At 35.3% G+C, this 24,525-nt stretch carries 21 protein-coding genes and 1 pseudogene; 17 read left to right on the top strand and 5 right to left on the bottom strand.

Features of this window, described 5'->3' with window-relative positions; genetic code table 11:
• Positions 1-71 precede the first annotated feature (71 nt).
• The 8 genes from mscL to FFWV33_RS19275 all read left to right on the top strand — a co-directional run bounded on the left by mscL (position 72) and on the right by FFWV33_RS19275 (position 9,674).
• Positions 72-488 carry a large conductance mechanosensitive channel protein MscL gene (gene mscL, locus FFWV33_RS02815; RefSeq protein ID WP_108739498.1) on the top strand — a complete coding sequence of 139 codons (417 nt, stop codon included), beginning with the start codon at positions 72-74 and terminating at the stop codon, positions 486-488.
• Positions 489-863: 375 nt separating this feature from the next.
• Complete coding sequence (locus FFWV33_RS02810; RefSeq protein WP_108739497.1) at positions 864-1,853, top strand: aspartate-semialdehyde dehydrogenase; 990 nt, start codon at positions 864-866, stop codon at positions 1,851-1,853.
• Between the two features lie 649 nt (positions 1,854-2,502).
• Positions 2,503-2,781, top strand: coding sequence for a hypothetical protein (locus FFWV33_RS02805; RefSeq protein ID WP_108739496.1), 279 nt, complete (start codon positions 2,503-2,505; stop codon positions 2,779-2,781).
• A 6-nt stretch (positions 2,782-2,787) separates the two neighbouring features.
• The gene (locus tag FFWV33_RS02800; protein WP_108739495.1) at positions 2,788-3,078 is read left to right on the top strand and encodes a type II toxin-antitoxin system RelE/ParE family toxin; all 291 of its coding nucleotides are present in this window, start codon (positions 2,788-2,790) and stop codon (positions 3,076-3,078) included.
• Positions 3,079-3,638: 560 nt separating this feature from the next.
• The gene (locus FFWV33_RS19280) at positions 3,639-3,986 is read left to right on the top strand and encodes a hypothetical protein (RefSeq protein ID WP_159085965.1); all 348 of its coding nucleotides are present in this window, start codon (positions 3,639-3,641) and stop codon (positions 3,984-3,986) included.
• 265 nt (positions 3,987-4,251) lie between these two features.
• The gene (locus FFWV33_RS02795; RefSeq protein ID WP_108739494.1) at positions 4,252-6,459 is read left to right on the top strand and encodes a TonB-dependent receptor; all 2,208 of its coding nucleotides are present in this window, start codon (positions 4,252-4,254) and stop codon (positions 6,457-6,459) included.
• A 290-nt stretch (positions 6,460-6,749) separates the two neighbouring features.
• Positions 6,750-8,846 carry a prolyl oligopeptidase family serine peptidase gene (locus FFWV33_RS02790; RefSeq protein WP_108739493.1) on the top strand — a complete coding sequence of 699 codons (2,097 nt, stop codon included), beginning with the start codon at positions 6,750-6,752 and terminating at the stop codon, positions 8,844-8,846.
• 651 nt (positions 8,847-9,497) lie between these two features.
• Positions 9,498-9,674, top strand: a complete 177-nt coding sequence (locus FFWV33_RS19275) for a hypothetical protein (protein ID WP_159085964.1) — start codon at positions 9,498-9,500, stop codon at positions 9,672-9,674.
• Between the two features lie 296 nt (positions 9,675-9,970).
• On the opposite strand, the gene ltrA is transcribed toward FFWV33_RS19275, so the two are convergent.
• A complete protein-coding gene (ltrA, locus tag FFWV33_RS02780) occupies positions 9,971-11,266 on the bottom strand; it encodes a group II intron reverse transcriptase/maturase (RefSeq protein ID WP_108739491.1) in 1,296 nt (431 codons plus the stop codon).
• Positions 11,267-11,977: 711 nt separating this feature from the next.
• Here ltrA and FFWV33_RS02775 point away from each other — a divergent pair.
• Positions 11,978-12,697: a hypothetical protein gene (locus FFWV33_RS02775; protein ID WP_108739490.1), complete on the top strand. Its 720-nt coding sequence runs from the start codon at positions 11,978-11,980 to the stop codon at positions 12,695-12,697.
• A 329-nt stretch (positions 12,698-13,026) separates the two neighbouring features.
• Here the strand turns inward: FFWV33_RS02775 and FFWV33_RS19720 are convergent.
• Positions 13,027-13,179 (bottom strand): annotated as a pseudogene (locus tag FFWV33_RS19720) (IS91 family transposase); the annotation flags it as partial.
• Between the two features lie 390 nt (positions 13,180-13,569).
• Here FFWV33_RS19720 and FFWV33_RS02765 point away from each other — a divergent pair.
• The gene (locus tag FFWV33_RS02765) at positions 13,570-13,953 is read left to right on the top strand and encodes a hypothetical protein (RefSeq protein ID WP_159085963.1); all 384 of its coding nucleotides are present in this window, start codon (positions 13,570-13,572) and stop codon (positions 13,951-13,953) included.
• Between the two features lie 480 nt (positions 13,954-14,433).
• Here FFWV33_RS02765 and FFWV33_RS02760 read toward each other — a convergent pair whose 3' ends face one another.
• Together FFWV33_RS02760 and FFWV33_RS02755 are read right to left on the bottom strand one after the other, a co-directional pair.
• The gene (locus tag FFWV33_RS02760; RefSeq protein WP_245891521.1) at positions 14,434-15,279 is read right to left on the bottom strand and encodes an IS3 family transposase; all 846 of its coding nucleotides are present in this window, start codon (positions 15,277-15,279) and stop codon (positions 14,434-14,436) included.
• 50 nt (positions 15,280-15,329) lie between these two features.
• On the bottom strand, positions 15,330-15,641 hold the full coding sequence (locus FFWV33_RS02755) for a transposase (protein ID WP_108739487.1): 312 nt from the start codon (positions 15,639-15,641) through the stop codon (positions 15,330-15,332).
• A gap of 723 nt (positions 15,642-16,364) precedes the next feature.
• Here FFWV33_RS02755 and FFWV33_RS02750 point away from each other — a divergent pair.
• From FFWV33_RS02750 to FFWV33_RS02740, 3 genes are all read left to right on the top strand, one after another.
• Positions 16,365-16,910, top strand: a complete 546-nt coding sequence (locus tag FFWV33_RS02750; RefSeq protein WP_108739486.1) for a GNAT family N-acetyltransferase — start codon at positions 16,365-16,367, stop codon at positions 16,908-16,910.
• A 353-nt stretch (positions 16,911-17,263) separates the two neighbouring features.
• A complete protein-coding gene (locus FFWV33_RS02745) occupies positions 17,264-17,791 on the top strand; it encodes a GNAT family N-acetyltransferase (RefSeq protein ID WP_108739485.1) in 528 nt (175 codons plus the stop codon).
• A 397-nt stretch (positions 17,792-18,188) separates the two neighbouring features.
• Complete coding sequence (locus FFWV33_RS02740) at positions 18,189-18,503, top strand: HPF/RaiA family ribosome-associated protein (RefSeq protein ID WP_108739484.1); 315 nt, start codon at positions 18,189-18,191, stop codon at positions 18,501-18,503.
• A 306-nt stretch (positions 18,504-18,809) separates the two neighbouring features.
• Here FFWV33_RS02740 and FFWV33_RS02735 read toward each other — a convergent pair whose 3' ends face one another.
• Entirely contained in the window at positions 18,810-20,423 is a 1,614-nt protein-coding gene (locus FFWV33_RS02735; RefSeq protein ID WP_108739483.1) for a L,D-transpeptidase family protein, read from the bottom strand.
• A 370-nt stretch (positions 20,424-20,793) separates the two neighbouring features.
• On the opposite strand from FFWV33_RS02735, the gene FFWV33_RS02730 reads away from it, so the two are divergent.
• From FFWV33_RS02730 to FFWV33_RS02715, 4 genes are all read left to right on the top strand, one after another.
• Positions 20,794-22,158 (top strand): ammonium transporter, encoded by a 1,365-nt coding sequence (locus FFWV33_RS02730; protein WP_108739482.1) that lies wholly within the window; start codon positions 20,794-20,796, stop codon positions 22,156-22,158.
• A gap of 571 nt (positions 22,159-22,729) precedes the next feature.
• Positions 22,730-23,407: a tRNA (guanosine(46)-N7)-methyltransferase TrmB gene (trmB, locus tag FFWV33_RS02725; protein ID WP_108739481.1), complete on the top strand. Its 678-nt coding sequence runs from the start codon at positions 22,730-22,732 to the stop codon at positions 23,405-23,407.
• Positions 23,408-23,441: 34 nt separating this feature from the next.
• The gene (locus tag FFWV33_RS02720) at positions 23,442-24,077 is read left to right on the top strand and encodes a LysE family transporter (RefSeq protein ID WP_108739480.1); all 636 of its coding nucleotides are present in this window, start codon (positions 23,442-23,444) and stop codon (positions 24,075-24,077) included.
• Between the two features lie 11 nt (positions 24,078-24,088).
• Positions 24,089-24,415 (top strand): MGMT family protein, encoded by a 327-nt coding sequence (locus FFWV33_RS02715; RefSeq protein ID WP_108739479.1) that lies wholly within the window; start codon positions 24,089-24,091, stop codon positions 24,413-24,415.
• Positions 24,416-24,525: the final 110 nt, after the last annotated feature.

The following is a 24,525-nucleotide window of genomic DNA, read 5'->3' as shown; positions in this document are numbered from 1 at the left end:
CTGTAACAATTGTTAAAAAGTGTTAAAATAAAATGTAATTTAGCTGTTATATAAATTAAAAATAAGTAGATATGGGATTTTTTAGCGATTTCAAGGCATCTTTAATGAAAGGTGACGTTTTAAGTTTGGCAACTGCCGTAGTAATTGGTGGTGCATTTGGTAAAGTGATTGGTTCTGCAGTAGAAGATATCATCATGCCAATTGTTGGCTTGATTACAGGTGGTGTAGATTTTACAACAAAGTTTATCGCATTAAATGGAGAAACCTATGCAAATCTTGATGCAGCAAAAGAGGCCGGAGCAGCTGTAATCACTTATGGTAACTTGGTACAAGCGATCATCAACTTCGTAATCGTTGCTTTCTTTATCTTTGTTATCCTAAGAGCAGCTGAAGCTACTAAAAAGAAAGAAGAAGCTGCAGCACCAGCACCAGCAGGTCCAACTCAAGAAGAGTTGTTGATGCAAATTAGAGATTTGTTAAAAAAATAAGCACCGTTACACAATATATTCTAACTAAACCGCCTCCTAATCGAGGCGGTTTTTCTTTATAGCATACTTTGGTGATTCTATGGATATCAGGTTTAAAAAAATATGGGTTGTACTTTAGGTTACAAATCATCAATATGTTTATCATTTGCTGTAGTTATTTGCGGGGTTTTATCTTCTAATTTTAGGTTATCCAACATACTAGATAAATTCATGTACTAGTTGCTAGGGCAATTATACTGTTTGAATGGACGTTAAATTCTAAAAAGTTATATTTGTAACAATTTGTTATTTTTTGTTAGCGTGCTTGTTTAGAAATAGATATTACCTACTTTTGCAGTTCAAATAGCAAAGTAGCAATAAAAAATAAAATATACGATGAGAATAGCAGTAGTAGGAGCTACCGGTATGGTGGGCGAGATCATGTTAAAAGTATTGGCTGAAAGAAATTTTCCTGTAACAGAATTGATTCCAGTTGCATCTGAGAAATCAGTTGGAAAAGAAATTGAATTCAAAGGAACTAAATACAAAGTAGTTGGCTTGCAAACAGCTGTAGATATGAAAGCAGATATCGCTTTGTTCTCTGCAGGTGGCGAAACTTCATTGGAGTGGGCACCGAAATTTGCCGAAGCTGGAACTACGGTTATCGATAACTCATCGGCTTGGAGAATGGACCCTACCAAAAAATTGGTAGTGCCAGAAATCAATGCTAACGAATTGACTAAAGACGACAAAATCATCGCAAATCCAAACTGCTCAACTATTCAAATGGTATTAGCATTGGCACCTTTGCACAAAAAATACAATATCAAACGTTTGGTTATCTCAACCTACCAATCAATCACGGGTACGGGAGTAAAAGCCGTGCAACAATTCGAAAATGAAGTTGCAGGTGTAAAAGGAGATATGGTATACAAATACGAAATCAACCGTAACTGTATTCCACAATGTGATAGTTTTACAGAAAACGGATACACCAAAGAAGAAATGAAATTGGTGAACGAAACTAAAAAAATATTGAGCGATGATAGCATCCGTGTAACCGCTACTGCAGTACGTGTACCCGTAGTAGGAGGACACAGTGAAGCAATCAATGTGGAGTTTACTAATGATTTTGACGAAAGTGAAGTTCGTAAATTACTAAGCCAAACGGACGGAGTAGTAGTTCAAGACAACTTAGATACCTTTACCTACCCAATGCCAAAATATGCTGAAGGTAAAAACGAAGTTTTCGTAGGGCGTATTCGTCGTGACGAAAGCCAAGACAACACCCTAAATATGTGGGTTGTTGCTGATAACTTAAGAAAAGGAGCTGCAACAAACACTATTCAAATTGCTGAATATTTAATTGCTGCCAAATTGGTGTAACACTTTTTTAGTTTAATTATACAAACCATCTGGTTCTCAAATAAGAGAATTAGATGGTTTTTTTTTGATTTAAAAGGTTTTGCCACAAATTACACGAATTCTCACGAATAATTTTGAAGGTTAGGCCGAGAATTCTTTCAATTTTATTTTTTGAAACTATTCTGTAGTACTATTTTATAAAATTAATTGCCTCCAGCTTTAGCTGGAGTAAAAATGAGAAATAAAAGAAAAGGCTTTAGCCATAATCATAGTTTTGGCTAAAGCCCAATTTAAATAATTCTAATTGCACCCCCAGCTAAAGCTGGAGGCAACTGATGAATAGTAGTTTCAATTTGTGTCCAAAAAGATTCCAGTGTTCACAACTCGCAAGACAATTTCAAACAATATATTTTCTACGCAAACCACCCACCAAGTTTGTCTCGCTGAAAGCGTCTTGGTGAAGTTGCTCCAGTATTTAAGTAGGTAAACATCTATAGAAATAATCCTCGTGCAATTTACATTGTGAAAACGCTTTGAATTCCAAGATGACAACAGTAAATTCGTGTAATTGTTGTGGGCATTAAAATTCGTGACAATTCGTGTCTGCTTTTTTGTACCTGCAAGTTCATATCTGTACAGATTTATGTACCTTTGATTAAAATAGTAAGTTATGATCGCAATAAATGTTACGGAATTTCGAGGAAACATGAAAAAATACCTAGCTATTTCTGAAAATGAGAAAGTGATAGTCCACAGCGCAAAAGGGAAAGCCTATGCTATTGTACCCATTGACGAAATAGAAGAAGATAATTTTACTGCAGAGAAAATTTTGACTGAAGACCAGTTAAAAGCTATTGAAATAGGACTACAAGATATTAGAAATGGTAATGTGAAGTCACATGAAGAAGTAGTTAGAGAAAGAAAAAAACGTTTTCCTCACTTGTTTTAATATTTAATGAAGGCTGTAATTTGGTCAAACCAATCAGAATTAGATTACTATGATAACATTGATTATTTAATGGGATATTGGGGCTTAGCGTCGGCTAGAAATTTTATCGACAAAGTCGACGCAAATATCGCGATTCTTCAAAAGGGTAATATCAATTTTAGACCTACAAATAGCAAAGGAGTTTTTGAAGTTGTAATAGTGAAGCAAATTTCACTATTCTATCGAGTAAGTGATGATGCTGTAGAACTTGTTCGTTTTTGGAATAATTATCAAAACCCAGAAAAAAATAAAATGTAGTGTTATGTGATTAATTCGTAATTTATTCTCTCGTTTTCACAACCCGCAAGTCAATTTCAAGCAATATATTTTCTACGAAAACTACCCACCAAGTTTATCTCGCTGAAAGCATCTCAGTAAAGTTGCTCAAGTATTTAAATAGGTCAACATCTACAGAAATAATTCTCGTGCAACGTACATTATGAAAACGCTTTTAATCCCAAAACGACAAAAACAAAATTCGTGTAATTCTTAAGCATTGTAAAATTCGTGACAATTCGTGCAATTTGTGTCTACTTTAATCCCAAGAGGACAACAGCAGATTCGTGTAATTTTTTAAGAGTTTAAGAATTCGTGCCAATTCGTGTAATTCGTGTCTACTTTCATCCCAATATGACAACAGCAAATTCGTCTAATTGTTAAGCATTTTAAAATTCGTGACAATTTGTGATCCCGACGCTTCGGGACGTGTCCAAAAAGACGCAAGCCAAAACGGATCCATAAACTTTAAAGAACAAACTGAAAATTCGTGGCCACCCTTTTCCACACAACCAAAAAATGTTTTCCTATCTTTGCCTCGCATGAAGAAGAAACAAATTTTTATCGCTTTTTCTCTGGGGTTTACTTTATTGTTATCAATATTAGTTCAATCCCTGCATGCGCATGTACACCATTTTGAGCAAGTAGCCCAACATTTTTGTCATCACGACAATGAGGGAAATAAATCGCAAATTACCCACCAGCATTACAAAGCTGAGTCCTGTAGTGTATGCCATTTTTCATTTGGAAACTACATTTCGAGCGAAATAGCGCAGTATCAGTTCTATTCCAATTACGAACTTATTCCTTATTTCTCGGTAACTTCTGAGATAATGGCTAGTTTTTCAGGAAGTCTATATTCCCTTCGAGGGCCTCCTTTTATTTCGTAAATAAACTTTAAATTTTTTAAATCCAAATGAAAGCTAGCTATCCGCGGCATTTTCATTTTGGTGTTTCCTCTGTTTTTTCGAATGATATTTCGATACTAATAACCTGATTATGGTTGTTAATCATATTTATCGAAATTTAGAAAAACAGCAGCTAGAAATTGAAGAATTTTAAAAAATCTGTTTGACCTTTCTACTCGCAGAGCCACTGCAACGATGTTTCTTTTTTTCGAAAAGGAGACGAATAACTTTATGTATTTAAACAAAAATGAAAAATTATATACTTGTCCTATTTTTAGGGCTTACCACATTTTTACAAGCACAACAACGATTATCGGGAGTTGTCAATTCGATCCAAAACCAATCATTACCAGCGGTTTCAGTGTATATTCCTGAACTGCACAAAGGAACTACTACCAATGCAAAAGGAGAATATTCATTTTCGAATTTGCCAAAAGGGGAACTAAATGTACGCTTTGTTTTGGTGGGGTTTGGTACTCAAAATAAAACTGTAAACCTTACGCAAAATTTAGAAACATTAAATGTTACGATGGTAGAATCCTTGTTCGAAATGGATGAGGTAATTGTTTCGACTGCTTTCAATAAGATTCAGTCACAAAATGTGATGAAGGTCACGCACGAGAGTATTCAGTCGCTGCAGGAAAAAGGAACATCAACATTGATCGAGGGTTTGGCAACTATTCCTGGGGTTTCTCAAGTTTCAACCGGTACATCCATTGGTAAGCCTGTAATTCGTGGTTTGAGTGGTAATCGTGTTTTGGTGTACTCTCAAGGTGTTCGAATAGAAAACCAACAGTTTGGCGATGAGCATGGCTTGGGATTAAATGATTCCGGAATCGAAAGTGTTGAGGTGATCAAAGGTCCAGCTTCTTTGTTGTATGGCTCTGATGCTTTGGGTGGAGTTTTATATTTTAATCCCGAAAAATTTGCTGATGCCAATACCTTTAAAACTAATTTTAGTCAAAAGTTATTTTCGAATACTTTGGGGTCAAGTTCCTCGTTGGGATTAAAAGGGTCTACCGATAATTGGAAATATTTGGTGAGAGGTAATTTTTCGACCCATTCTGACTATAAAATTCCAGACGGTGAGCGCGTTACCAACACCCGCTACAATGAAACAGACTTTAAGACCGGAATAGGGTACAGTAATTCTGATTTCTCAACAGTTTTTAGATACAATTACAATGGCTTGGATTTAGGAATTCCAGAAGAGGGCATTGCAACGCAATCAAAATCCAAGGACACTGAATATCCACGTCAAGGGATCGATAATCATTTATTGAGTTTGAATTCGGTAGTGTATCTTGGAGCATCAAAGCTAGATTTGGATTTGGGTTATATTGCCAACAACCGTCGCGAATATGAAGACAGTCCGGCTGCGATTTTACAAATGCAGCTGAATACCTTTAATTTCAATGCCAAGTACCACTTACCAAAAATGGGTGCGGTAGAATCGATTGTGGGTGTGCAAGGAATGCGCCAAACAAATACCAATGCCGGAGAAGAATTTTTGATTCCGGATGCTAAAACAAATGATTTTGGGGTGTTTGGAACGGCAAATTATGAGTGGAAAAGCAATGTGCTTCAAGGTGGTTTACGTTTTGACAACCGAAAAGTAAACACAGAAGAATATGGCGACTTGGGTACAGAAGGGTATTTTCAAGCCATCGATCGTTCTTTTAACAGTGTAAATGCGGCACTAGGGTACAAAACAAATTTGGCTACCGATTTAATTTTACGTCTAAACGTGGCTTCAGGATTTAGAGCGCCTAATCTAGCAGAACTTTCTTCAAATGGGGTTCACGAGGGTACGTACCGCTACGAGATAGGAAACGCAAATTTGAAAAACGAACAAAATGTACAAACAGACTTAAATTTAGAATATAAAAATTCGCATTTTGAATTTTTTGTCAATGGTTTTTACAACCACATCAACAATTACATCTACATCAACCCAACTGGTGCTACCTTGGAAGACAATTTGGTTTATGAATATATTCAGAATGATGCCAAGTTATTTGGTGGTGAATCAGGGTTGCATTTTCATCCACATCCTTTGGATTGGTTGCATTTTGAAACTAGTTTTTCTACCGTTACCGGAAAAAAACAAAACAATGACTACCTACCTTTAATTCCTGCGAACAACTGGAATAACACCATTCGAACAGAATTTAAAATGAAAAATTGGTTGAAAGATGGATTCGCATCTTTGAGTTGGAACAGCACTTTCAAGCAAAATAATGTTAGCGGATTCGAAACGGCATCTAGCGGTTATAATCTAGTTAATCTTGGTTTAGGTGGTACAGTTTCATTAGGTGAAACTAAATTTAGAATGAACTTAAATGCCAATAACCTTTTTAATAAAACGTATATCGCACACCTTTCACGTCTAAAAACAGATGGGATTCCGAACATTGGTCGCAACATTGTTCTAGGACTGAACTTTGATTTGTAAAGGATTCAATCCATAGTTAATTATCATTTACCATTAAGAGATTAAGTTAGATTAAGTCAAGAAAGCTTAATTTTCTTAATCTCTTAATGGTTTAAAAAAACACTTGCATTATTTTAGATTTCATTGATTTCTACAATGGGAGTTGCAAAATTATATACAGATCATTCTTAAATGTTCTTACATTTTTAAGTTGGTGTAAAAAAAGCACACAAGCCATTTATAATTTCGAGATGGTTTTAAAAGTATAATTCTAATTCCCTATTTTTGTTAGGCTTACTAAATGCACCTTTATGAAAAAAATACTATTATTAATGACAACAATCTCGGCTTTGGGACAAAATGCGCCCAAGTATCCACAAACACAAAAAGGAAATGTAACCGACACTTATTTTGGTACCACCGTTGCCGATCCGTATCGCTGGCTTGAAGACGATCGATCTGCAGAAACTGCGGCTTGGGTAAAAGCTCAAAATGAAGTAACGTACGGTTATTTAGATAAAATTCCTTTTCGTGAGGCACTTAAATCTCGAATGGAGAAATTGTGGAATTACGAAAAAATAGGTGCACCATCCAAAGAGGGAAACTTTACTTATTATTCCAAAAATAACGGACTTCAAAATCAATCTGTAGTGTACAGAAAAGATGCTTCTGGTAAAGAAGAGGTTTTCTTGGATCCAAATACATTTTCAAAAGACGGAACCACTTCTCTAGGTGGAATGGATTTCTCAAAAGATGGTTCGAAAGTTGCCTACGCCATTTCTGAGGGTGGTAGTGATTGGAGAAAAGTAATCATCATGGACGCAGTATCCAAAAAAGTGATAGAAGACACCATTATTGACGTAAAATTCAGTGGATTGTCATGGAGAGGAAACGAAGGTTTCTACTATTCAAGTTACGAAAAACCAAAAGGAAGTGAACTTTCGGCAAAAACAGACCAACACAAATTATATTTCCACAAATTAGGAACGGCCCAAAAAGACGACCAAGTCATCTTTGGTTCAGACCAAAAACGACGTTATGTTGGCGGCTACGTAACCGAGGATGATGCTTATTTAGTGATCTCAGCGGCCAATTCTACCTATGGAAACGAATTGTACATCAAAAGCCTAAAAACGCCAGACAGCCCAATTGTAACCATTGTCGATAATTTCAATAGCGACAACAGTATCATGGAAACGCAAGGCAGTAAATTATGGATTGATACCGATTTGAATGCACCCAACAAACGCATTGTGACGGTAGACTTCAATAACCCTGTACCAGCCAATTGGGTTGATTTTATTCCAGAAACGCAAAACGTCTTGTCACCAACAAAAGGTGGTGGGTACTTTTTTGCTAATTACATGAAAGATGCCATTTCGGTAGTCATGCAATATGATTACACCGGTAAGTTGGTGCGCGAGATTCAGTTGCCAGCCATAGGGACTGCAGGAGGTTTTAGCGGAAAGCGAGACGACAAAAACCTTTACTATTTTTTTACTAATTACACAACAGCTGGAACAATTTATAGTTTTGATCCCAAAGCCGGAAAATCTGCGGTTTATGCCAAGCCAAAAGTCGATTTTAACAGTGAGAACTATGAGTCAAAACAAGTGTTTTATAACTCAAAAGACGGTACTAAGATTCCAATGATTATTACCTATAAAAAAGGGCTAAAGTTAAACGGGAAAAATCCAACGATCCTTTATGGTTACGGAGGTTTTAATGTGAGTTTAACACCTAGCTTTAGTATTTCTAATGCGGTTTGGATGGAGAATGGTGGTGTTTTTGCTGTTCCAAATTTACGTGGAGGAGGAGAATATGGTAAAAAATGGCATGATGCAGGAACCAAAATGCAAAAGCAAAACGTATTTGATGACTTTATCGCTGCAGCCGAATATTTGATTGCGCAAAAGTATACTTCGACTAATTTTCTAGCTATTCGTGGTGGGTCAAATGGAGGTTTGCTTGTAGGCGCGACCATGACACAGCGTCCCGATTTGATGAAAGTGGCTTTGCCAGCAGTAGGCGTGATGGATATGTTGCGTTATCACACGTTTACAGCAGGTGCAGGTTGGGCGTATGATTACGGTACAGCGCAAGACAGCAAAGAAATGTTTGAGTACATCAAAGGCTACTCGCCAGTACAAAACGTAAAAGCAGGTACACATTATCCCGCGACTATGGTGACTACAGGTGATCATGATGATAGGGTAGTGCCAGCACACAGTTTTAAATTTGCTGCCGAGTTGCAAGAAAAGCAAACGGGAGACAACCCAACGTTGATTCGAATTGATGTAAAAGCAGGTCACGGTGCCGGAAAATCAGTAGCAGCTACCATTCAGGAAAATGTAGATATCCAAGCTTTTACGCTATACAATATGGGCTTTAAGAGTTTACCTAAGTAAATTTAGGAGCATAATAATTAGAATTCAAAGAACTTTTAGTCCTGCTCTCCGCTGTATCTCTTGTTACGCTTGCGCTTCACAAGAGGATGCCGCTGGGATCAGGGCTATTTTTTATATATAGTTTTTCAAAAGGAAATTTTCAAAAGCAAAAATCAACTTCAAAAATCAACTTCAAAAATCAAAAATCAACTTCAAAAGTCAACTTCAAAAATCAACTTCAAAAAGCAAAATTCAAAAGTCAACTTCAAAAGTCAACCATAAAAATCAACTTCAAAGGTTAAAAATCAATTTCTTGGTACAGTCGAGTTAAGTATAAACGTTTTGTCGTTAGTCATTGCTAGGAATAACCGATCCCGATTTTTCGGGAAAGCAATCACCTACAGCTTGTCGAGCATCATAGTTAAAACGGTTTTTCTTCTTTGTAGCAAATGGCCGCAATCTTGTCATTCCGTGGGAATCTTATTTTTATTAATTTGTTTTACATTTGTAGGAATATTTTAATATATTTGAAAAGACAATAAGGCGGAACAAACCTTCGCTTTTACACCTAAATAGGGATGGATAGGCGAAGGTTTGTGTCGCATGTATACAAGTTGGCAGTCATTGTAAAAAAAAATCAAAATAAGTAATTAAATAAACAAAATTTAAAATATGAAAAAATATACTTTATCAATTGTTGGGATTATAGTACAATGTGTTGGAATTGGATTAATGTTATTTAATATTAATAGTGAAAACCGAGTGTGTTTTTGGATTGGATTTCCAATGGTATTTATTGGGCTTGCTCTTGCAATAATCCAAATATTTTTGAATATTAAATCAAAATAAGTAACTTTAATAATTGCAAAATTTAATATTATAAACCACCGAAACTTTTTGAAAAATAGCAGAAATGAATTTGAAACTTTTGTAAATTACAATCTTTGTATTTTTGGAACAATTCACGGAAATAGAATCGAAAATTTGACATAAATATAATGCTAATTGAAAAATTCAAAACGAAAACACTACAATTGCATTTATAAAAAATAAGTTGAACTGAAAAAACAACGAACTGCCAATCGAGTAGACGGGTCCGCCCCGAATAGGACGGACTGCGCCTCTCACACCACCGAACGTACGGGTCACGTATTCGGCGGTTCGCAAAGAGATGGGTTAAGTTCGATATAAACATCGGTTAATGATTGATACCCTTTTTGTTTTAAGCGCTTCAAAGTGATGGTAGACCCCAAAATTGGACTCTGAGCAATCGCCCAACCACCTTTTCGAGTCCGACTCCATGCATAGGCGTGGTCTTGGTCAATTCCTAGTCGTATGAGGTTTTTCCTTTTCCGTTCGGGTTTTTTCCAGTCGTGCCAAATGCAGTACCGAAGTCGGTTTCTTAACCAGCCATCTATGTCACGTAATTTTCCCATGATACTTGTTCCCCGAAAATAGTTTAACCATCCTCGCTGAATTTCGTTTATCTTGGCAATACGGTCTTCTAGTTTGACTGGTGCGGTTTTACGGCTAATGCTTTTGAGCTTTTCTTTTAGTTTCTTCCATGCTTTTTCTGCCACTACCAATTGATAATCGTTCTTGCTTCCTTTCTTGTAAGTTGGCACAAATCCGAATCCCAAAATCGTGAAGTGAACAGGACGTTTTATCCCGCTTTTCTCCTCGTTGATGGTCAGTTTGAGCTTTGTTTTCAAGAATTTAACAAGTGCTTGTGCTGTCGCTTTTGCCCCGTTGTGGCTCGTACAATAAATACTAAAATCATCGGCATAACGTACAAATTTGTATTTGCGTCTTGTCATTTCTTTGTCCAATTCATGGAGTAGAATATTCGACAATAACGGACTGAGTGGACTTCCTTGCGGAACGCCCTTGCGTCTTTTCTGTAGTTTTCCTTTGATTTGTATTGGCGCACGCAACCATTTTCGGATGAGTCGCATCGTAGTTTTACATTTCACTTTTCGATAGACTAAATTCAGTAATAAACAATGGTCTACTTCATCAAAGAAGTTCTTGAGGTCAATGTCCACAATGTGGTTCAACCCTTGATGGATGTAGTCCCGTGATTGTCCAACGGCTTGTCGGGCATTCTTGTTGGGGCGAAATCCAAAACTATTGCTACTAAACTCGGTTTCGAATAATGGTGCTATAACCTGCGATACGGCTTGTTGCAACACTCGGTCGGTAGTGGTAGGAACTCCCAAAAGACGGACTTTGCCGTTCCCCTTAGGAATTTCTACTCCCAAAATGGGTTGTGAGCAGTAGTTTCCGTTTGCAATATCTTCTAGCAGTTGTGGTTTTCGTTTCGGAAAACCTTCTTTGAGTTGGCTGACTTTTACGCCATCAACGCCTGCACTGCCTCGATTGGAAATAACATGTTCCAATGCTTTTTGAAGATTGTAAGGATGTACTACTCGTGCAATCATTTTGTTGTTTTAATCGGTTAACCTGTTCTTGTTTTTCAGGGCTATAACTTGCGTCATTCCGTTGAAAATTAAGAACCTCAATGCGTTCTGTCCTTCCTTGATTGTGAGACCTATGCAGTTTCTATTTGCAACTCGTTGCCACAAGTACTATGACTTCTGCTGACTTCTTGACCTAACCAACTCGTAGTTGTCAAGACCTCCCCCGGTAAGAGCTTCTTCCTTCCTCCGATTCCTGCGTCATCTACAAATCAACGATTTTGATAATCTTCGGACGTTACGTTGCTGTGGACGCTTATCCTCGTTAACTTGCCTCATATGACGTTCCTGTACGTCAGTACCGGATTTTGTCGTTTCGCTGCCTTCAGTGCATACCTCACGATAAACCACCTTGCGACGTACTAATGATTCGGGTTTTCAATCCGCTCATAAGGGACTTGCACCCTCTGGAAAAATATCAGACTGTAGGATTTGTTTTCTAATTCAAAATGTTTAATTTCGAATCGTGAACAAACGATTTACAATCTGCTTCCTGCTCATGCAGGGCACACACAGCCGTTACAAGATATTTGGGTATTTGGCTGAATTTAAAGATGGTTTTGTACTTGGAAAACTTGTGCATAATGGAAAAAACTCGCATCTTTAATCCCAAACATCTTGTAGCGCCAAGACATTAGTAGCCATTTTAAAAACTGACAAATTAAAACACACTCTATGAGTTATTTATGTCTTAATTGTGCACACATCAATGAAAAATCAACAGATGAAAAATGCGAAAATTGTGAATCTGTTTTAGATACAGTATATTATAATCGATTGAAAGAGTATTCAAATCAAACAGTTATTTATGGTTTCAATTATCGAAGAGCATACGAAGAGCAAGTAAAAAAAAATGGAGAAGTAAATGAAAAATTTTCTTTAATCGCTCCAACCGATTATTTTGATTTTCTTGCGATTGCAGCATTAAGTGGAATGGTTGGGAATTTCGCCTATGACTTAGTGAAGAACGTAGCTAAGCAAATTTACACTAAACTTAAGAATAAAAGTGAAGAAGAAAAATTAGATAATAGTGAAAAAGAATTAATAGAACTAATATCTGACCCTTCAAAACTCAATTTATTTATTATTTACATAAAAGCTCGTTATAAAAATGCCAAACTACATAAAAAAGTACAGGATGCGATAGCAGAAGAAGAAATTGTTCACGCAATGTTAAATGACAAAACTGGAAAAGATGGTTTTTGGGAAGCTTTTGGTAAAATCGAAGAAGGTATGTCTCCAACAGAAAGTTGCAGTCAACTTTTTAAATACGGCGCATTTAAAGCAGGTAAATTACGGCGTGATAAACCAAATATAAAAGAGTTAGAATCTTTGCTTAAAACAATAAAAAAGGATTTAAAGAAAGAAAAAAAACTTCGCAAAAAGAAAAAATAAAAACGCCTGCTAACAGCAAAAGGTTTGTTGGACTTGAAAAGCCAACACCCGAGCGATAGCGAATTGACGTACTAATGAAACCGCGGTTGAACCCTTCGGTTATCGCTCAGGACAAGCTTACCGCTCTACTTCCGCCACTATGGGGATATCGATAAATAAGTTTAGTCCCCAACACTTCGGGATCAAGAGGACAAAAAAACATCCTCTTTTTTTTTAAGCCATAAATAGGCTGGTTTCATTGCGTTTGCCTTCACATCAGCGCATACTTGCCCTACCCATAAAACTAGTTTTTGGAGGGAGATAATTTTTGGCTACCGCCTAGATACTAATCAGGTGGGACCTCGTTGGTCGAAAATCAATATGGTGTGCAAATTGCCCGTTTTACAACATTGACACTTTCTGATTTTCGATTCTTTGGCTACTTTTATTTGGGGTTTAACTTTTAGTTTTTCTTGTAAAATCTTTAGTTTCTCTCGTTTCCAAATCCTGTCCCGATTTTTCTGGAAAACAATCATTTAAAGCTTGTCGGGTATCGAAGTTAAAGCGGTTTTTCTTCTTTGTAGCAAATGTCCGCAATCTTGTCATTCCGTAGGAATCTCATTTTTTTTAGTTTGTTTTACATTTGTAGGAATATTTTAATATATTTGAAAAGACAATAATCTGAAACAAATCTTCGATTTTGCACCTAAATAGGGGTGGATAGGCGAAGGTTTGTTTCGTATATATACAAGTTAGCAATAATTGAAAAAAAAATGAACTTGAAGAGAAAGCATTTGATAATAATTACATTTTTTTTGTTATTTATAACTTTAATATCATGTTCAAAAAAAGTCGTTATTGGAAAATACAGAACTAACTTTAATAGTTACGGAATGTTTAGAAAAACTTTGACTGTAAATTGTAACGGAAATGCGATTCTTAATTTTCAAGGTGATATGCAGAATAACAATTCGCTAGGAATTTGGAAAACAGAAAAAGACACTTTAATTATATTTTTTGACTCATTAAAAAACCAAAATAACAAGTTTAAGGGAGAAATAAAGTTCGTAGTTAAAAGAAATAAACTTGAGTATATGCCTTTTCCGAAATCAAAATATAATGAATTGCTAGAGTTTGCTAAAAAAACGGTAAATGATTCTGTAAAAATTCCATCATATAGTAAAGTGAATAAGCTGACTAACCAAGGATTAAAAAATTTTCAAGGAAAAACCGGTAAACAATACCTTAAAAAAATTGAAATTGTAAAATGTGAGTAAAACAACTATTGCTGACAGCTATTTAGCAATATTGCTAGTTTTGTGGTAAATTCACGTTTACGTTTCGCAAGAAATTTTGTCTTAACCGAAAATAATCAGTCACGAAGTGCGCCACTGCTTCAAGCCGCAAAACATCATACAGAATGCTGAAAAAAATCACATACATATCGACACTTCTCTTTTACCATATTAAGTTTTGGTCAAAAAATCAAAACAATAACTGAATTTAAAAGTGAAAAAGATAGCTTAATAAAAGTACGCGAAACTACATTTGATAATTCAGGGAACTTAGCAAAAGAAGTTGTTTTTGGTGAATTTGATACTATTTTAAAGACATATAGAAATAAAAATCAGTTTGTCGAATACAGGAATGCAAAAAGAGTTTTAGAATATAACTGTGAAGATTTTGTTTCAAAGGATACTTGTGTAGTGTTTTGACCCCTATAAAACAAGAGTATTATTCTAAATTTCGATTATTAATTATGCGGTTAATTTTTCCAATAAAATTAGATCTTTATCTTGGTTCCATTTTTCCATTGGTGTAATACGTCCTAATAGCCCATGCAGCCTATTATTGTTATAGAAAATCACATACCTTTTTAATATCTGTTCAATTTCTCCAAAAGTTCTATAATCAACCCTTTGGAACACTTCTTTTTTTAGGATTCCATGATAAGCTTCAATATGTGCATTTTCTTCAGGTGTGGCTACATGTGTAAATTCCTGCTGAACACCTATTATACCTAGGTATTCACGAACACTTTTGGCAATAAATTGACTACCATTATCACTTCTAATAACAACGTTTTCAGGGTATTGGTATTCTAAAAATAAATCAGAAAGGAATGTTATTACTTTGTTCTGTTTTATTGAAAAAGAGAAGTAATCTTTTAAAATTCTACGGGTATGAACGTCTATGATTGATAGTAAGTAGGCATTTTTACCTACACTAGGAATCCAAACCATCTTAATATCCATTTCTATACACTGAAACGGCCTAACAGTAATAACCTTTCTATATTTTACAAACTTACGCCCAGAACCACTCCTGTTTATCCTATTTTCGAGTTTTAACAAGCCTTCTTCTTTCATAATTCGGTAAAGCTTTTTGTGATTAATCTTATATCCATCTCGATGTAAGTAAGAAGTCATTAAGCGGTATCCGCAGTCTATAAACTCATGGCTTAAAATCTCTTTAACCGATGCTATAACAGTTTCTTGACTCACCATTCCCTTGAACTTATTATAAGTAAAGACACTAGGCTTATTACCTTTTTTGCCAAGACTTGGCCTTCGGTAATAGCTGCTTTGATTCATACCTAACATACAAATGACTTTGCTTTTACTGATTTTATGTTTGCTACAGATACTATCAACTAAATCTTTCTTGGATCGGACGTCCCAAACTTTTTTTTTAAAAGTTCACGTCCAATTTCTAGTTCAATTTCTTTATTAGCTAATAATTTACGTAGAATTCTGTTCTCTTCCTCAGCTTGCTTTAACTCTTTGCTACGATCGTCATAAGTAACTTTTAAGCCTGCCTCTCCTTGTTTTTCATGCTTCTTCTTCCAACTATACAAACTTCCTGTACTAACACTGTATTTACGACAGGTTTCTACAACGCCTAAATCTTCGCAAGAAGATAAAATTTCCAACTTCTCTTCTAAACTCCATTTCTTGTATTTCATATCTCAAATGTACTATTTGAAATTTAGAATATCACTCTGAACTTATAAGGGGCTAAAATATGTAGTTCGTTCATTTTCAACTTACAATTTCAATCCAAAAACTGGAATTGAAACAGAAACTAAATATGAGTCTGACTCATTAATCCGTTTTATACGTGAAATTAGGAAAGAAAAAAACAGCACAACTTCCAAAACGAACTCTTGGGAATTTTTTCCTGTCAAAATTCCAGATTATGAAAACTCGACCATTTCAACAGACACAATTTATTTTGATGAAAAGAATCGAATTATTAGACGAGTAAATTTTAGTGATAATTCCCAAGAACCAATTATTGAAAACTATAAATATTCAGAAAAAGGGTATTCTTATCAAATTATTGGAAGTGCAAATGATACTACAATTAACGTAGTGTATTCTGAAATACAGAAAACAGTAAATAAAAATAACTTAAATTTTCGCTACGAAAGTTATGAGAAATATAAATACAAAATTGAATATTATTGAGTAAAGCACTGTGTATAACAGCCGTTACAAGGGGTTTTCGGCATTAGTGGAGTTATCGTTTTTAATTAGTATTTTCGTTAAGCCGCTGGGAGTAGGACTATTTTTTTAATATAGTTTTCCAAAAGGCAATTAAAAAAAAGTAAAATTACTATAGTATTCAATTTCGATAGGATAAAAAGGAATTGTTATGATTTTTTATCAAAAATTTTGTTTTAATAATGAAAGTAGAAAGTCTAAAAATAGATAAATTAGTAACAGAAAGATTGCTCCTTGTTCCCTTTACAATTCCGATTTGTAATAATGTGTTGCATGGTGATTACAGTGATTTGGAGAAGTTGAGTTTTAAAAAAGGGAAAAATTGGCCTGACAACGATGTCCTAGAGACTTTACCTAGAATAATTAATAATTTGTCAAAAGTTCCATCTCCAACTGGTTTTGAATCTTGGATGATTGTTAAGAGGGATACTTTAGAAATAATAGGTGATTTAGGTTTTAAGGGTTTTAATTATGAGGACAGAAATATTGACATTGGTTATGGCATAATTAAAGAAGAACGACGCAAAGGCTATGCTGAAGAGGCAGTAAAAGAAATTATAAGGTGGGCTTTCTCAAATGATTTTATAAAAGAAATCACTGCAAGCTGTTTGGGAGAAAACATAAACTCTGCTAATCTGTTAGCTAAATTTAATTTCACACAAGTAAAAGCAGAAAACGATATGCTGTATTGGTCTTTAAGAAACAAAACCTTTGAAGATAAGGTGTAAAATTCCAGTTTCTATCTTCTACTGTTGTCGCATATAACTTGAACAAATTTTTTCTTCTCTGGAAAAGTAGGGAAGTAGTAGGTGATTCGGCATAGTAATCAATCATAATGTTGCTATTAAACTAGTTAGAGGAGAATTTCTTTAATTATAGTTGGATTTAGAGCTTGTTGAAGCGCATTTTGGAATTCTTTTTTTTTTTGTTTTTCTCGGAGTAAGCAACTTTATCCTTTTTAAATGATAGAAATTAGTCCTGCTCTTGCGAAATAGTTATAATCGTACTATTTGTTTTTAAGACTTTATAGTAACGGTCTTAGCGCTATCAATTGTTATCTTTTCAATCAACATGGATTAATATGAAGAACAGCACTGCTACCACTTTTCCAAATTTTAAATCCGATCGTTTGGTCCTTCGACCCTTGTCAGATTACGATCTGCAAGAAATATTCTTGCTCAGGACAGATGAAGTTGTAAATAAATATTTGAACAGAAAACCTTGTCTGACTTTAGAAGATGCTAAGGAGTTTATTACTAATACAATAGAAATAGTCAAAAGTGAAAAGCTAAACTATTGGGCAATAGAATTAATCGCAACCAAAAAAATAATTGGGACCATTTGTCTTTTTAAAGTAGAAAATAAGCCTGACACTTGCGAAATGGGGTATGAACTTTTACCAAGCTATCATCGTTTAGGTATAATGAGTGAAGCCGTAGCCATGGTATTGTCTTATGCTCATGAGACTGTTCGTTTGCAAAATATTGAAGCTTTTGTACATCAAGACAATTTGCAGTCAATAGGCTTATTACAAAAATTTAATTTTTGTAAAGTGTCGATGCAAAGCAAATACAATGATGGTACCTTATTGTATCAATTGAATTTGTAGTGGTTCTAAGATATGGTCTCTTACTTCTGTTGCAAAATGGTGTACTATTTGTTTTTAGCGGAAAATACTCAGTTGATAGATCGCTTTTATCATGTTTGACTTGTGTATATATGTGAAAGTAAACTTTGTAATTCAGTTTTTTAATATTAGGCAATTACTTAAAGTCTTAAAGGTTAAAAGGCGTGATTGAATTAGCTATATCCTATCTAATTTTTAATTGTCGAAGAGATTAAATAAAGTCTTTGTCTAATAAAAAAACACTGTTCGCACGATTTTAAGCAGTTAAGTAGTTTTAGTTTACTTTTTTGGTTTTTCATTTCATAATTTTTTACTAAATCCCTATTTTTTGCCGAATAATTTTGCTAAATTTGAGATATATCAAAAAACAATAATACATATGAAAATACAATTCAATACCGACAAAAATATAGAAGGACACGAAAGATTAGAAACTTATTTTACAGCCGAATTAGAAAAATCATTGGCTCGTTTTGAAGATAAAATAACCCGATTTGAAGTTCATTTAGGTGACGAAAATAGTGCTAAAAGTGGCGTAGATGATAAAAGATGCGTAATTGAAGCTCGTCCTGCAGGATTACAACCAATTGCAGTTACAGCACATGCAGATTCTATTGAGAAAGCATTTTTCTTAGCTGCAGATAAAATAAAAAGTGCTATGACAACTGTTTTTGAAAAACAGAAAGCACACTAAATAAAAGAGAATATTTAAAGTCAATTATAAATTCAGAAAAAAGCAGTCTAATTAAAAATTAGACTGCTTTTTTTGTTTCGTCAGGTTGCTGCGAAGTCAGGTAGTCAAAATGAAAAAAAATCTGTTTTTATCCTTATTTTTGCAATTGCACATCCGTTTTATCTGCATACCAATGTTTGATGTTGTAATAAGAAAAAGATGTTTTAGAATAGCCCCGATCGCAGCAAATTATCCTTTTTCTTTGGCCTTTTGCGCACAGTGCGTTAAGGCCAAAGAAAAAGATAATGCGTAGAGCGGGACAGATCGTTATTTGGAATCGGAATTTTCTGCTTCTAATTTTTCAGATTTCTTTTCGAACAATAAGTTGGCTAGTGGTTGGTCGCGTTCATATACATCTTCATAAAATTGCAAATTTCCTTCTGTGTCTACCCAAGCCGTGAAATACCCAATATAGACCGGAATTTTATTTTTTAATGTATGCCAAACTTCTTTTCCGCCATGCATGGCTTCACCAATTTTTTCAGCGGTCCATTTTGGTTCGTCTTGAAGCAAGACTTCGGCCAACTCTTTTGGTTTTTCTACACGTATGCAACCGTGGCTGAACGCGCGATCACGACGGCTAAACAAGTATTTGCTAGGTGTATCGTGTAGGTAGATGGAGTTGGAGTTCGGGAACAAAAACTTTACTAATCCTAGTGAATTTCGGGAACCCGGTTTTTGACGAACGCTGTTTCCGTTCCATTCCATATTGTGTTTGGCAAGATAATTAGGGTCTCTGGCAATACCAGGTTTGATTTCGTTTTTAAGAATGCTGTAAGGTACGTTCCAATACGGGCTGAAAACGATGTAACGCATTGGAGCGCTAAAAATCACAGTTTTGTTTAGTGTTTTACCAACAACAACATTGGATTTGAAGGCTGGTTTGCCATTTTTGAAATACGTAAGCTCATAGGCTGGAATGTTTACTGCTATCACTTCTTTGGCATTGGTGATGTCTTTTGGGATCCATCGGCAACGTTCCATGTTTACTACCAGTGTTTTGATACGTTCAGTGACAGATATGTTCAGGACTTTGACGTGTGACGGCAGGATGATGGTACTGGCAGAATTGCGGTTGGCTTTCTTAAATTTCAACACTGCTTGACCTAACTCGTCATCATAGACTGCGCTTTTGGAGTTGGTAGCAAGTTCGCCAGAGGCAAACAAGCGGTTTCGTAACTGCGTGATGGCTACGGCGCTGTCACCAACATTCAGCGATTTTGAATCCATGACAATAGTATCCCAACCGCCTTTTTTTTCTATTTTTCGATAGTCTTTTAAAACTTTTTTCAATAAATAGTATTGTGCAAAAAGTCCTTTGTCGTTATTCTTGATTAAGCCAGGGTTGACAATAAGGGAATCTAAGTATTGACCATATGTTTGTTTGTCGCGAGGCAGGAACCATTCCATTTCTTTGGTTTTTGCGCTGTCCAATCCTTGGTATACCTTATCAACATAGAAGAAATACATGGAGCTATTAAGTAGTTCTGTAGTTACGTTTGGCTCTTTTTGAGCAGGATTCTCATAAATTGAATCCAATTTTTGACGGTATGGAATTGCGGTTAGTACACCTTCATCTTCGATATTGATGATCTTATTGTGCAATAGACTTCCAAATTCATTTACGCCATTTTTGTCATACCAAACGTAATTATAGTGGTGTTTGCGGTATAGGCTACGTACCTCGTCTTGATATTTGTCAAGTAACGGGTGTTTTTGAAAAAATGTTGCTACAAGGGTACTATCGAATGATGGGATTACTTCCTCTGGTACTTCATCTAGATCTGTAACGCCGGTTTGGTCAGTGAATTTTTTGCAAGACGCTACCAATAATAGGGTTGCAATTAGGAAATAATAGGACAATGCGGTCAACTTTTTCATAGGTCTTCTGGTTGTGTCAATAAATCTAGGGTAAAAATACATTAATATTCTATCGAATTTAGCATTTTTTTAATAATCCTTAGGTGTCTTTGTTTCAATAATCATACCTTTTATTGTAAAAGGTGTGAATTTGTTAAGGAATTTTTAAGATAAAGTGTAGTCTTTTTTTTGATGAGAAAATGATAATAATCGTATTCTCAAAAAAATCACAAAATGTTTGTTTTTTATGCATCGAAAATTAGTCAATAGGGTTGTCTTTTATTGAATTGATTTTAATTGGCGGATATGGGTCGAATTTCGCTGGTTTTATCCGGAAAAAATAAATATTTTTTAACTTTGCCCCCTAAATTAACGGGGTAAAATAAAAATAATGAAAATAGAGAGACGTTGGGTAATTTCCTTTGCAATTATTAGTTTGATATGTATTACGGGTCTTTTTTGGCCTGCGGTAACAAGCACAGATGCTATTTTGTCACAATTTGGAACATTAGACCATATTGTACCCGCAGATGTGGCTTGGATGCTTACCTCTTGCTGCTTGGTGTTGATCATGACGCCAGGGCTTTCATTTTTTTATGGCGGTATGGTTGGTAAAAAAAATGTGATTTCGACCATGCTACAAAGTTTTATTTGCATGGGTGTTGTAACCCTTATCTGGGTGGTAGTTGGCTTTAGCTTGGCTTTTGGAGAACCTCTTGGGATTACGATTGGGGATGGTTTTTATAGTTTTATAGGCGATCCAACTTCGTTCACGTTTATGGACTATGTTGGTATTTTGCCTCATAAACAAATTGCTTCTACGGTACCATTCATGCTCTTTGCACTTTTTCAAATGAAATTTGCTGTTATTGCTCCAGCAATTATTACAGGTTCGTTTGCAGAGCGTGTTCGTTTTATTTCCTATTTACTTTTTATCTGCTTATTTACGATTTTTATATACGCACCCCTTTGCCATGCCGTTTGGTATCCTACCGGAATTCTGGGATCTTATTTTGGTGTCAAAGATTTTGCTGGAGGAACCGTTGTGCATATGAGTGCAGGTTTTGCCGCACTTGCAGGTGTAATCGTTTTGGGGAAACGAAATAATAGTAGTCATGTACCAACCAATATTCCGTTTGTATTGTTAGGAACGGGAATGTTGTGGTTTGGGTGGATTGGCTTTAATGCCGGTTCATCATTAGAAGCAAATGGTGTAGCAGCAATGGCATTTGCTACAACAACTACAGCGTCGGCTGCTGCTATGTTAACGTGGATTTTCTATGATCGTTTAAATGGAAGAAAGGTTTCTGCTTTGGGTGCCTGTATAGGAGCGGTTGTAGGCTTGGTTTCTATCACGCCTGCCGCAGGTTATGTATCTGTGCCCGAGAGTATGTTTTTTGGTTTTATAACTGCTATCGTTTCCAACTATTTGGTGCACTCTAGTTTGTTGCGAAAAATTGATGATACTCTTGACGTTTTTGCTTGTCATGGTGTAGGCGGAATTATGGGAATGATTTTAACGGCAATTTTTGCTCATGGTGAAGATGCGAGTTTACTTCACGGTGGTTGGAGTGTTTTTGGTCACCACATGATGGCCTTGGTTTTGGTCTCTATTTTTACTTTTTTTGGTGCTTATATATTGTTCAAAATCACAAACAGAATGATTCCAATGCGCGTTTCTGAAGAGTCTGAAGGTGTTGGATTGGATATTTCGCAGCATGATGAGACATTGTTCCCAATTGAGTGTACGGAGTAAGATCAAAAATCAAAGATCAAGGATCAAAAATCAACGGTCAAAAGTCAAAAGTCAACGGTCAATATCAAATTTCAAAAATCAGAAATTGGCAATCTTTAATCAAAAATCAGTGCATTCTTTATGCATTTGCGACTTGCGGTAGAATCAAAAATTGTTAGTCGAAAATATTTAATCAAAAATCAATACATTCTTTGTGTATTTGTGGTAAAATCAAAAATCAAAGATCTTTAATCAAAATTCGTTAATTAAAAATCAATTCATTCTTTGTGCATTTTCGACTTAGGGGTAAAATCAAAAATCTTTAATCAAAATTCGTTAATCAAAAATCAATTCATTCTTTGTGCATTTTCGACTTAGGGGTAAAATCAAAAATCGTTAATCAACAATCGTTAATCAAAGTTCGTTAATCAAAAATCAATATTCTTAGTGTCCATAGAGGTAAGATAAATAATGAAAAATCGTTAATCATAATTCTTCACTCAAATAAATCTATTCGGTCTTATATAATTCCTTAAATTTGCGACCCGATAACACAAGGTCGGACTTTAAGAAGTTAAATATATCAATTACAGTGGGAAGCAAAAATAAATTAAAGAGATTCAAAGAAAACGAAACATTCGAAAACGTATTTCAACCAACTAGAGAAGAGGTCGTAGGGGATTTGTTTCCGCTAAGAGGGAAATGGAATTCTGATTTCTTCAAAAATGACAATCCAGTTGTTTTGGAATTAGGTTGTGGAAAAGGCGAATATTCAGTAGGTCTAGCCGAAAGATATCCGAATAAAAACTTTGTCGGAATTGATATTAAAGGAGCTCGTTTTTGGCGTGGTGCCAAAACTGCTGTAGAAACAGGTCTTCATAATGTCGCTTTCATTCGTACTCAAATCGAATTGATCAACCACATTTTTGCTGAAAACGAAGTGGACGAAATTTGGATTACTTTTCCAGATCCACAAATTAAATACAAAAGAACAAAGCACCGTATGACCAATTCGGAGTTTTTAAAGTTGTACAAAAAAGTTTTGAAAAAAGATGGGGTTATGAATCTTAAAACAGATAGTGAATTCATGCATGGATATACTTTAGGATTACTTCATGGTGAAGGGCATGAGGTTTTGTATGCCAATCACAACGTATATGTAAATGAAGGTAGCCCTGAAGAAGTGACTGCTTTTCAAACTTTCTACGAAAAACAATATCTTGAAGTAAACAAAGCAATTACTTATATTAAGTTCCGAATCAAAGACTAATTAGCAATTGCTTTAAGTCAGTATATAATGTAGGATGGATTTTATAACGTCTCTCTTTTTGGGGTTTTTGACAGCTGTGGTGGGAATTATTCCTCCGGGTTTGATTAACATGACAGCTGCCAAGGTAAATCTTAAGGAGGGGAATACAAATGCTTTGTCATTTGTAGCGGGAGCAGTTATTGTGATCTTTTTTCAAGCCTACATAGCCATTTTGTTTGCAGAAGTAATCAATTCAAGACCCGATATTGTTATTTTACTGCGCGAAATAGGTTTTGGAATTTTTACCCTTTTGACTATATTTTTTCTTTTCATAGCCAAGAAACCAAAACTAAAAAAAGCCAAAATCGGAAAAAAAAGTAAAAAAGAGCGCTTCTTTTTGGGTATGTTGCTCTCGGCGCTTAATTTTTTTCCTATTCCTTATTATGTTTTTGTAAGTATCACATTGGCTTCCTATCAACTATTTTGGTTTGTCAATAGTTCGATTCTTACCTTTGTTAGTGGTGTCGTTATTGGATCGTCACTAGTGTTTTATTTTTATATTTCTTTCTTTCAAAAGGTCGAATCCAAAGCCGATTCATTGTTGAAAAATATGAATGTGATTATAGGGAGTGTAACGGGCTTAATTTCTATTGCGACCTTGATTAATATTGTCCGATACTATTTGGGCTAAAAAAAAGAGTTGTGGAAAATACTAATTTTTTCGAACGTGTTTATACTGTTGCTCGCCAGATTCCGTTTGGTAGAGTCACCTCTTATGGTGCTATTGCAAAAGCCATTGGAGCTGGTCGTTCTGCACGTATGGTGGGCTATGCCATGAACGCCTCACACACGATGGAGGACATCCCCGCACACCGCGTCGTAAACCGAAGAGGTTTATTGACGGGTAAATTCCATTTTGATGGTACAAACCTGATGCAACAATTACTAGAAAGCGAAGGAATTGTAGTGGTAGACAATCAAATAATTAATTTTGAAAAGCATTTTTGGCAGCCAGAAGTTAGTGAGTAGTGATTAGTCGCGGTTTACAGTTTTCAGTTTCACTAATTGAAATATAACTTATTAGTAAGCTAATCAGTATTGAGGTTTGTTCTGCTATATTATATTCGAGTAAAATAATA

It is taken from the genome of Flavobacterium faecale (assembly GCF_003076455.1).
Classification (GTDB): domain Bacteria; phylum Bacteroidota; class Bacteroidia; order Flavobacteriales; family Flavobacteriaceae; genus Flavobacterium; species Flavobacterium faecale.
This window is presented reverse-complemented; position numbering and strand designations above follow the sequence as displayed.